The 9337-nt window shown below is 41.1% G+C and carries 9 protein-coding genes, 1 rRNA gene and 1 riboswitch; of the genes, 5 read left to right on the top strand and 5 right to left on the bottom strand.

Annotated elements, in window-relative coordinates:
* Positions 1 to 130: ribosomal RNA gene (locus EBQ12_RS09450) — 16S ribosomal RNA — on the bottom strand; the annotation flags it as partial.
* 438 nt (positions 131 to 568) lie between these two features.
* A riboswitch (TPP riboswitch) is annotated at positions 569 to 671 on the top strand.
* A gap of 97 nt (positions 672 to 768) precedes the next feature.
* Between EBQ12_RS09450 and thiT the strand changes: the two genes are divergently transcribed.
* Positions 769 to 1344 carry an energy-coupled thiamine transporter ThiT gene (thiT, locus tag EBQ12_RS09445; protein WP_007500615.1) on the top strand — a complete coding sequence of 192 codons (576 nt, stop codon included), beginning with the start codon at positions 769 to 771 and terminating at the stop codon, positions 1342 to 1344.
* Positions 1345 to 1583: 239 nt separating this feature from the next.
* Here the strand turns inward: thiT and EBQ12_RS09435 are convergent, their stop codons facing one another.
* Positions 1584 to 2138, bottom strand: a complete 555-nt coding sequence (locus tag EBQ12_RS09435; RefSeq protein WP_024719667.1) for a GNAT family N-acetyltransferase — start codon at positions 2136 to 2138, stop codon at positions 1584 to 1586.
* Positions 2139 to 2287: 149 nt separating this feature from the next.
* Here EBQ12_RS09435 and EBQ12_RS09430 point away from each other — a divergent pair, with 149 nt between their 5' ends.
* The 3 genes from EBQ12_RS09430 to ftsW are packed head-to-tail and all read left to right on the top strand — an operon-like array spanning position 2288 to position 5255.
* Positions 2288 to 2947: a DUF1232 domain-containing protein gene (locus EBQ12_RS09430; protein WP_125589793.1), complete on the top strand. Its 660-nt coding sequence runs from the start codon at positions 2288 to 2290 to the stop codon at positions 2945 to 2947.
* A gap of 14 nt (positions 2948 to 2961) precedes the next feature.
* Positions 2962 to 4116, top strand: a complete 1155-nt coding sequence (gene rodA / locus EBQ12_RS09425; RefSeq protein ID WP_060781333.1) for a rod shape-determining protein RodA — start codon at positions 2962 to 2964, stop codon at positions 4114 to 4116.
* Positions 4117 to 4121: 5 nt separating this feature from the next.
* Positions 4122 to 5255 carry a putative lipid II flippase FtsW gene (ftsW, locus tag EBQ12_RS09420; protein WP_420359747.1) on the top strand — a complete coding sequence of 378 codons (1134 nt, stop codon included), beginning with the start codon at positions 4122 to 4124 and terminating at the stop codon, positions 5253 to 5255.
* Positions 5256 to 5286: 31 nt separating this feature from the next.
* Here ftsW and EBQ12_RS09415 read toward each other — a convergent pair whose 3' ends face one another.
* A complete protein-coding gene (locus tag EBQ12_RS09415) occupies positions 5287 to 6834 on the bottom strand; it encodes a flotillin family protein (RefSeq protein WP_008344044.1) in 1548 nt (515 codons plus the stop codon).
* 11 nt (positions 6835 to 6845) lie between these two features.
* Positions 6846 to 7376 carry an NfeD family membrane protein gene (locus EBQ12_RS09410; protein ID WP_017359006.1) on the bottom strand — a complete coding sequence of 177 codons (531 nt, stop codon included), beginning with the start codon at positions 7374 to 7376 and terminating at the stop codon, positions 6846 to 6848.
* 205 nt (positions 7377 to 7581) lie between these two features.
* On the opposite strand from EBQ12_RS09410, the gene EBQ12_RS09405 reads away from it, so the two are divergent.
* On the top strand, positions 7582 to 8061 hold the full coding sequence (locus EBQ12_RS09405) for a DinB family protein (RefSeq protein WP_206428018.1): 480 nt from the start codon (positions 7582 to 7584) through the stop codon (positions 8059 to 8061).
* 40 nt (positions 8062 to 8101) lie between these two features.
* Here the strand turns inward: EBQ12_RS09405 and EBQ12_RS09400 are convergent, their stop codons facing one another.
* Positions 8102 to 9310, bottom strand: coding sequence for an iron-containing alcohol dehydrogenase (locus EBQ12_RS09400; RefSeq protein WP_125589789.1), 1209 nt, complete (start codon positions 9308 to 9310; stop codon positions 8102 to 8104).
* Positions 9311 to 9337: the final 27 nt, after the last annotated feature.

The raw sequence follows: 9337 nt of genomic DNA, 5'->3' as shown, positions 1-9337 counted from the left end.
AGGTTACCCACGTGTTACTCACCCGTCCGCCGCTAACATCCGGGAGCAAGCTCCCTTCTGTCCGCTCGACTTGCATGTATTAGGCACGCCGCCAGCGTTCGTCCTGAGCCAGGATCAAACTCTCCGAGGTATGCAGGATGCATATCACACATGCGTTGCTACACGATGTAGCGAACTTAGCATGTGATCATTTCCTGCCTCGTCAGCGTTTGACTGACTACCTATGAAGTATCATAGGATTTTTTTGTAAAAACTCGAATTAACAGGTACGTTTTGTCTTGTTTAGTTTTCAAAGATCATCTTCATTTTCGCTCAGAGGCGACTTTATTAATATAACATTCTATCAAGATGAAGTCAACAACTTTTTTCTTGAATGTTATTTCTCAACCGCGCTGTTTCAGCGGCGAATACAAATATAACACCTTTTAAAAGAAGAAACAAGTATTTTTTCTAAATAATTTATTTTTCTTGATCTCTTCCTATATATTCGTACAAAAAGGGCTTAACTCCGTAATTCACTATTGTTGATCCTGTAGGTCTTTAGTATATTTATAATAGATTGAAATTAAATAACCGCAGGGGGAGCTTTGTGCTGAGAGTGAACAATTCGTTGTTCTGACCCTTTGAACCTGTCAGTTAATACTGAAGTAGGAATGTGGAATCACTTGCATACATGCATTGTATTCAAGCCGATATGTTTTTCTATGAATCACATACTCATCCTGACATGGTCTCTCCTTGCACAATTCGTGAAAAGGGGATTTTTTTATGCAGCAATCAAATCAATTAGTACGACTGATGGAGATCGCCATCATGACTTCTCTTGCACTTGTTTTAGATTATTTATCAGGTCTCTTTTTAAGAATGCCGAACGGCGGGTCAATTGCACTGATCATGATTCCTGTCATTCTCATGTCCATTAGATGGGGCGTGTCTGCTGGATTTATCATCGGTGTGTTAATCGCAGGACTGCAGCTGATGAACAATCCTATTATTGCTACACCTGTACAAGGATTTCTCGATTACTTTGTCGCATCTGTTGTGATTTGTTTAAGCGGGCTATTCTCAGGATCAATTAAAAAAGCCATTCAGGATAAAAAGCGAAAGAAACAATTCTTCTATATTATCCTAGCTGTATTTGTCGCCAGTTTCTTCAGACTGCTGACGTTCTTTATTTCAGGTGTAGTTTTCTTTTCTCATTATGCACCAAAAGGAACACCAGGATGGGTGTATTCATTAGTTTATAACAGCACATATATGATTCCTTCATTTATCATTTGTAGTATTGTTCTTTGTTTACTCATTCCTAGTGCGTCTCGTTTGGTTTTTCCTCGACAAAAATAACCCAGCTGTTTCAGCGGGTTATTTTTTATGCATAATTTGCTGCTCTATTGAATCTATTAATAGTAGAAGATTTCATGCTGGAGGTACGACAATGAATCCTTACTCCATTATGCTGTGCTGTTACATCCTCAGTATCGCCTACTTTTTGGCAAGTTTCTATGAGGCATTAAAAATAGCAGGTGTGAAAGGAAAAGTAGAGGCTTCTCCTTTTATATCTTATATTTTACTCGCCACCCTTTTTACTTTTTTCTCTCATTATTACTGGAAGCTGACGATATAATTTGTTGAACATGATCGCTTAGGACAGACAGTTCCCATCCATACCCTATTTCTTCATGGTTCTCACCAGCCAGCTCGAACTGGCTGGTGACGGCAAAACTAGGTTGAAGTTTTTGATAAAATTGCTTCGCTGAATTTTGCTCAAATACCCAGAGCAGCATATTCTGATAGCCTTTCTCTATTAAATAATCCACACCTTTTGCAATCAAAGCCATCCCCGCTCCTGATTTCTGTTTTCTCTGCAACAAATAGATGGCATAAAGCTCACCATCATATATTGAATATCTCTCATCACGCTGTTTTCCGAAGGAAGCAAAACCAAATACTCCGTCAGCATCCTCTGCGACAAACGTGCCTTCAAGCGACCTGCTTCTCCAGCTCTCTTCCCGCTCCTCTACATTCAAAGCATCTAAATACTCTTGTGAAATAATGCCGTGATAAGTCGTTTGCCAGCTCTTCACATGAATTTCGGCAATTTTAGGAATATCATTATGTACTGCATGTCTAACCTTCATCTGCACACCCCTTTTAGCCATTTCCTACTCTATGTTTCATATGATAAGTTGCTATTTTATAAAATTCAATCCCTAATGGATATTCGTTGACATTTTGTCAACACCCTTATATATTGGGTACGACTTCTTCTATTGAAGAGTTGAACTTTATGGAAAGGGTGAAGAAAGAGATGGAATTTAAAACAACTGAGCTTCGGCAGTTTTTAAAAGAACAACTGCAAATACGTTCTCTTTCATTAAGAGAACTCAGTACACAAACAGAAATTGATAAAGCGACACTGTCTAGAATCATGAACGGAAAAAGAAAACCGACTTTGAACCATTTACAGCGGCTTTCAGATGCTCTACACATTTCTTTAGATCATCTATTGATCACGGCTGGATTTTCAATTAAAAACGAAAGAGTTCACGGTGATACGTTCATTCAAGCGGTAGAAGAGATTGAGCGAACGCTGAAAGATCATGATGTCTATGACGGAACGTTCAGCGAGAATGAATTGAAACAGAAGTTAAATGAATATGAAATCTATAGTCAATCAGATGAGGGAAAAGAAACAATCTCAGCAAAGTTTGAAAAAAAGATAGATACGATAAGTGGTGTTGGGCCATTTCTTGATCAATTGAAAAGCATGTACTGCTCGTTCATGAGCGGACGGGGGACTTCTCGAGAATTGATGTTGATGGGAGGCGCATTACTTTACTTCATTATGCCCGTTGATTTAATACCAGATTATATTTTTCCGATCGGCTATATTGATGACGCTGCAGCGGTGCAGGTCGTATTAAACCAGCTGACAAATAGGTCATAGCAGGTGACGGAGACATGAAAAAACAGAACAGCATTGACTTCGCATTATTATTCACTGTCATTTGCTTCTTTGTGATCAGCCTACTAGCTGTGTATAGCGGATCGGGACAGTATGAAACGCAAGATATGTTTTATTTCGTCAAAAGACAAGTTTTCTGGTATATCGTCGGCTTTGGCCTTATGGCGGCAGTTGCTTACTTTGATTATGAACTGCTTGAGCGGTTATCTTTTCGATTATTTGCAGGTGGTCTCTTTCTCATCATTCTCGTTCATTTTTTTGGCACGAATCAAAATGGCTCTCAAAGGTGGATCAGCTTGGGACCCATGAAAGTACAACCATCAGAATTCATGAAAATTTTTGTCATTCTTCTGTTAGCGGCTATTTTAAATCGATACAAACATCAGCGCTTTGCATTTAAAGAAAGCATGATTCCCACAATGAAAATTATATGCTGGACCGCTGTTCCTTTTTTCCTGATTTTAATTCAGCCAGATTTGGGGACGGCACTTGTGATCTTGTCTATCGCTTTTACACTGATGCTTGTGTCAGGCATTTCAAGTAAGATGATCGCTGCATTAATCGCTTCTTTTCTCGCGCTTCTTGCATTTTTGACCTACTTGCACAATGAACATTTTGAGCACTTTACAAAAGTGATTAAACCTCATCAGCTTGATCGCATTTATGGGTGGCTCTCCCCTGATGAATTTGATTCGACATATGGGTATCAACTGAAACAAGCAATGCTTGGCATTGGGTCAGGACAATTATCAGGAAGCGGGTATACAAAAGGAAATCAAGTACAAGGGGGAAATATCCCTGAAGCCCATACAGATTTTATATTTGCAGTCATTGGCGAGGAGTTTGGTTTTATCGGCGCCTCCCTATTGATCTGTTTATATCTTATGATGGTCTATCGAATGATTCATGTGGCTATGCATGCGAATACCCTTTATGGGCTTTATATATGTGCTGGGGTGGTTGGGCTGATCGTCTTTCAAGTCTTCCAAAACGTTGGGATGACAGTAGGGCTAATGCCTGTGACTGGTCTTGCCCTTCCTTTTATCAGCTATGGGGGCAGTGCGCTTTTAACCAATATGATCGCCATTGGCCTTGTCTTTAGTGTCAATTTGAGGTCCTCATCCTACATGTTTGGACGTAACTGGGATTGAAGGTGATGTCATTGATTCTTTCTCACCTAAAAAAAATCGACTACATTCTTGCTGGGACGATTGTTTGTCTTTGTTTCTTTGGATTGCTGATGGTGTACAGTGCGAGTTATCCTTTAGGCGAAATAAAATATGGACAGGGCAGCTACTTCTTCATGAAACAGTGGCAATGGCTTTTGATTGGGTTCTTCTTTTTCATCGCTGCGGCCCTGGTTCCATATCAAGCTTACCGTAAATGGATTCGGTGGCTTGTGATGCTGTCACTGCTATGTCTTCTCCTTGTCCTGCTTCCAGGAATCGGTGTTGTCAAAAACAATTCACAACGATGGATTCAATTAGGCTCTCTGATCATCCAGCCGTCTGAGGCTGTGAAATTAGTGATGATCATCTATTTCGCCTATGTATATGCAAGGAAACAAGCGTACATCACATCCTTTAAAAAAGGAGTACTGCCCCCACTTCTTCTTTTAAGTCTAGCTTTTTTATTGATTTTAAAACAGCCAGATTTAGGTACAGCAGTTTCTATTTTATTGAGCTGCGGTATCGTCTTATTATGTGCTGGACTTAAAACACTCCACCTCATTCTACTAGGTTCGACGGCTGCGGCAGGAATCACTTTTTTTGCTGTGACCGCTCCTTATCGTTTGAAACGAATCACTTCTTTTCGTGATCCTTTCATGTATGAGGATGGAGATGGTTATCAGCTGATCCATTCTTATCTCGCCATGAATTCAGGAGGGCTTACCGGGAATGGTTTAGGCGGAAGCATTCAAAAACTAGGGTTTCTTCCTGAAGCCCATACAGATTTTATTATGGCCATCATTAGTGAAGAGCTGGGAATCATGGGGCTGTTGTTTGTGATGGGTGCCTACCTACTCATCATGTATCGCGCCGTTCGAATCGTTCAAGGTTTACAAGATCCATTTGGAAAACTATTAACGATCGGGCTTACTTTTCAAATTATGATTCAAGCAGCCTTTAATCTCGGAGCTGTCTTTGGGCTTCTCCCCATTACAGGCATTCCTCTTCCCTTTATTAGCTACGGCGGATCTTCATTGGTGTTCATGATGATATCTGCAGGCATTCTTGTGAATCTCTCTTCATCTATCAAAAGACACCGGCATGTGCCCCAAGTAAAATAGACACCCTCTATCAGAAGGTGTCTTTTGATTTTTATTCTTCTATTTGACGATCAGCGATTTCTTTTTTTCTTGGCTGTTTGATTTCATTCGTCAGTTCTTGGATGCTTTGTTTCACATTGCCTTTGCCAGAGAAATTCTCAATAATTTCTTTAACATCAATTCCAGAGGAAGCTTTCAGACTTTCTTGAAGACTGGACATAAGGTTTGTCGCATAGCCGGTCACTTTGTTGGCGCCGCTGCCTTCCCCGTTACCACCTGTATCAACAACTGTAATTTTATCAATGTTAGAAAGTGGAGCAGATACTTGTTTCGCATATTCAGGTAGCATTTTCACAATCATATCAAGAATCGCCGCTTGACCATACTGTTCGAATGCTTCTGCAATTTTCTCTTTTGCTTCTGCTTCCGCAAGTCCTTTCAACCTAATGACTTCTGCTTCTGTTTCCCCTTTTGCACGATCGGCTTCCGCTTTGGCAAGCCCGTCAATCCGAACTTTCTCTGCTTCTGCTTTTGCCATTGCTTCAATGCTGTATTTCTTCGCATCTGCTTCTGCAAGACGCTTCGCTTTTTCCGCCGCAGCCGACTGCTCAACAGCATAACGGTCCGCATCTGCTTTCTTTTTCACTTCAGAATCGTATTGACGCTCACGACGCTGGATCTCTTTTTCTTCTAATTCAATTTGCTTCTGACGTTCAATGATTTTGACTTGCATTTCTTGTTCAGTTACGTGCTGACGATTACGAGCTGTTTCAAGATCGTACGCTTGGTCAGCGCTTGCTTTTGCTGTATCTTGTTCACGTCTGAATTCTGCTCTTTTCAGCTCATTGATTTTTTCTGCTTCAGCGATTTCAGTGGCACGCTCAAGCTCAGATTTCTTCGCATCTTTATCTGCTTCTGCACGTTTGATACGTGTTTCTTTATCTGCTTCTGCTGTCGCAATATCTGCATCGCGTTTCACTTGAGCAATTCTAGGTTTACCTAGTGATTCTAAATAGCCATTTTTATCACGGACATCTTTGATGGTAAACGATACAATGACAAGACCCATTTTCGCTAGATCTTGAGAAGCGACACGCTGTACTTCTTGAGAAAATTTCTCTCTGTTTTTATAAATCTCTTCAACTGTCATTGACCCTAAAATGGAGCGAAGGTGTCCTTCTAGTACTTCTCTTGCTTCATTTTCACGATCTTCTTTTGTTTTCCCTAAAAACTGCTCTGCAGCAGTGGCGATTTCTTCAATTGATCCGCCAATTTTAATGATGGCCGTTCCATCCGCCATGACCGGTACACCTTGTTCAGTATAGACTTCAGGCGTTGAAACATCTAGCTTGCTAGATAGTAAGCTGAGCGGCTCTGCTTGTTGAAAAACAGGGAGTACAAAGGTACCTCCACCTCTTACAATCTTAATCTTGTTTCCACCTTCATCCACGTGGACATTTTTACTTCCGAGGTAACTTCCTGTGACGATTAATGCTTCATCTGGACCAGCTGTCCGGTATTTCGAAACAAATACACCAATAAGTGCAATGAGAATCACAAGCACAATTCCAATAATAATTAATATGGTTGTTCCTGGCATAGCATTCCCTCCTAGATTTCTTCATTTGGTATAACAGATAACACGCCTTTGTTCACTTCGACGACCAGCACCCGGGTTCCATATGGAATCTCCTCTTCGTCGAAACTGACGGCAGGCTTTGAGATTTTTCCGCTGTTACTAATTAACAGCACTTCTCCAAACCCATCTTTTGGTACAGATACAATGATCTCCCCAGTTCTTCCTTTTAGGTCGGCCTCCGTATATGAAAGAGATTCTTCAGCAGAGGAAAGCGGGACTAAGACAAATACATTTAAACAAGTAACGAGAACCACTGCGAGGATGGCAGATAATACGGCGCCAAGTCCACTTCCTACAATTGCTGTTTTTTCAGAGATAAATCCTCCAGCCGAGAAAAAGGTAAGAAATGCGAGGATCAATGTTGGTTGAAGGAACGGGACAGGAATCGCTTCAAACAATCCATCAAATACATCGCCAAAAAAGACGAAAACAAGCGTCAGGATTCCTGATACCATCAATATGTATAAGTACAGCGTCTGAAGAGGTAGCCCAAACACATCCATCTTCCTCACCCTTTCTTTATGAAATGAGCAGCCTTTCATTCATTTAGACCATGCTCACATCCAAGTGTATTCCTTCTAACAGGTAATACGAACCACTTTTGTAAAGGTTTCATTTTTCATCACAATTCATTAAAGGATTTCTCGGATAGCTAAAGAATGATTGTCTTGTACCAGTATGATAAAATTTGATCTTGAGGTGAGAGAAATGAGTTTATTACATGAAGCAAGACAAGAATTGTGGCAGGAGCTGCAAGGATTGAGCGAAGAACAATTAAATCAAAAATTATCTGATGATACTTGGAGTATTCAAGAAGTTGCAGATCATTTAAAGAAGATGGACCTAGTTGCAGCAAAACATCTAGCTGCCGAGGGGAAAAAAGCACCGATTAAAGAATATAAGCCAAAGCCGGTGGAAATGGCAGAGGATCGTTCAAGAAAAGCCACCGCGCCTAGTATTGTTGAACCAGAGCGCAAGCATGTGACACCTACACATTTAAAAGATGAGCTTGATACAGCTCGTGAGAAATTAAATCAAATTTTATCAACGTTTACAGAGGAAGATTTCAAACGCGTGATTGCACATCCTGTGTTTGAAGAACTTTCATTAAAGCAATACCTTGATTTTATCGGCGCACATGAAAAGCGCCATATTCATCAAATTAAAGAAATTAAAGAACAGCTATAAGATGTAAAAAAGACTCCCTTTTGGGAGCCTTTTTTCATTGTTACACTGTTTTAGGTGTTAAATCAAAGCAGCGAGCGTAAATCCAGTTGTATGCTTTTTCGTTGAGGTCTCTTGGGTTTCCAACTGTTTGCGGATCTTTCATTGCTTCTTTAGATAAACGGTCGATCATATCTTTTGGTACACCTTGTTCTTCTAATGAAGGAACTTCTAGGTCTTCCACTAAATCATACATCCAATTCACTGCTGCTTTTGCAGCTTCCTCTGTTGTCATTCTGCTTGTATCAATCCCGAATGCTTGCGCAATTCGAGCGAATTTCTCTGGGTACCCTTTCCAGTTATATTCCATGACAGGTCCCATCATTGCCGCTACACATTGACCATGTGCGACTGGAATAATGCCTCCAAGCGTTTGGCTCATCGCATGGGCTGCGCCAGCTGATTCACTGCCATAGGAAAGTCCGGCAAGCATCGCAGCTTGTGCCATGCCATATCTTGCTTCCAAATCCTCTCCATCGGCAAAGGCACGGCGAATATAATGAGCAGCATATTCAATGGCCATGAGTGCTACCGCATCTGTAATTGGCTGAGCAAACTTCATCGTATAGCATTCGATCGCGTGCGCAAGCGCATCGATACCCGTCATTGCCGTCACATGCGGCGGCATAGATACATGAAGCTCAGGATCAATCACTGTTAGGTGAGCTGCAATGAGCGGTCCACCTGTGTTGAATTTGAATTCCCTTTCTTCGTCAGTGATCACTGCCCACTGCGTGACCTCTGAACCTGTACCAGCCGTTGTCGGAATTGTGGTTAACGGAGGGATTCTATTTTCAAGCGGTTTTTTCCCCTCAGCCGCTTCGTAATCAAGGACTGAGCCTTCATGAGTTGCCTCTACTCCGATTGCCTTTGCTGTATCCATTGAACTGCCGCCGCCTACTGCGACTAAACCATTACAGCCTTCTTTTTCATATAACGCAGATCCTTCATTCACTAAACGGACTGGCGGGTTTGGCTCTACTTTATTAAATAGAACCACATCAACTTGTGCTTCATTTAATGAAGCAATCACTGGATCTACAACACCTGCTTGATAAATACCAGGATCTGTCACAAGCAATACCTTTGAAACGCCGTATGCTTTCACTTCTTTCCCAACATGTTTCACTGCCCCAATGCCATGCTTGATGACAGTCGGAATTTCAAACGTATGGAATTTTTGCATGCTTTCAATTTTCATATTTAACGTCATATAGAATCTCCTCCAGATAAGTGATAT

The organism is Bacillus sp. 2B09, from assembly GCF_003946835.1.
Lineage (GTDB): Bacteria > Bacillota > Bacilli > Bacillales > Bacillaceae > Bacillus > Bacillus altitudinis.
This window is presented reverse-complemented; position numbering and strand designations above follow the sequence as displayed.

Bases quoted from the DNA above. Each gene is read 5' to 3' on its own strand.
- ftsW (WP_420359747.1), top strand. From the start codon at position 4,122: ATGTCATTGATTCTTTCTCACCTAAAAAAAATCGACTACATTCTTGCT.
- thiT (WP_007500615.1), top strand. From the start codon at position 769: ATGCAGCAATCAAATCAATTAGTACGACTGATGGAGATCGCCATCATG.
- EBQ12_RS09435 (WP_024719667.1), bottom strand. From the start codon at position 2,138: ATGAAGGTTAGACATGCAGTACATAATGATATTCCTAAAATTGCCGAA.
- EBQ12_RS09400 (WP_125589789.1), bottom strand. From the start codon at position 9,310: ATGACGTTAAATATGAAAATTGAAAGCATGCAAAAATTCCATACGTTT.
- EBQ12_RS09410 (WP_017359006.1), bottom strand. From the start codon at position 7,376: ATGGATGTGTTTGGGCTACCTCTTCAGACGCTGTACTTATACATATTG.
- EBQ12_RS09430 (WP_125589793.1), top strand. From the start codon at position 2,288: ATGGAAAGGGTGAAGAAAGAGATGGAATTTAAAACAACTGAGCTTCGG.
- EBQ12_RS09405 (WP_206428018.1), top strand. From the start codon at position 7,582: ATGAGTTTATTACATGAAGCAAGACAAGAATTGTGGCAGGAGCTGCAA.
- rodA (WP_060781333.1), top strand. From the start codon at position 2,962: ATGAAAAAACAGAACAGCATTGACTTCGCATTATTATTCACTGTCATT.
- EBQ12_RS09415 (WP_008344044.1), bottom strand. From the start codon at position 6,834: ATGCCAGGAACAACCATATTAATTATTATTGGAATTGTGCTTGTGATT.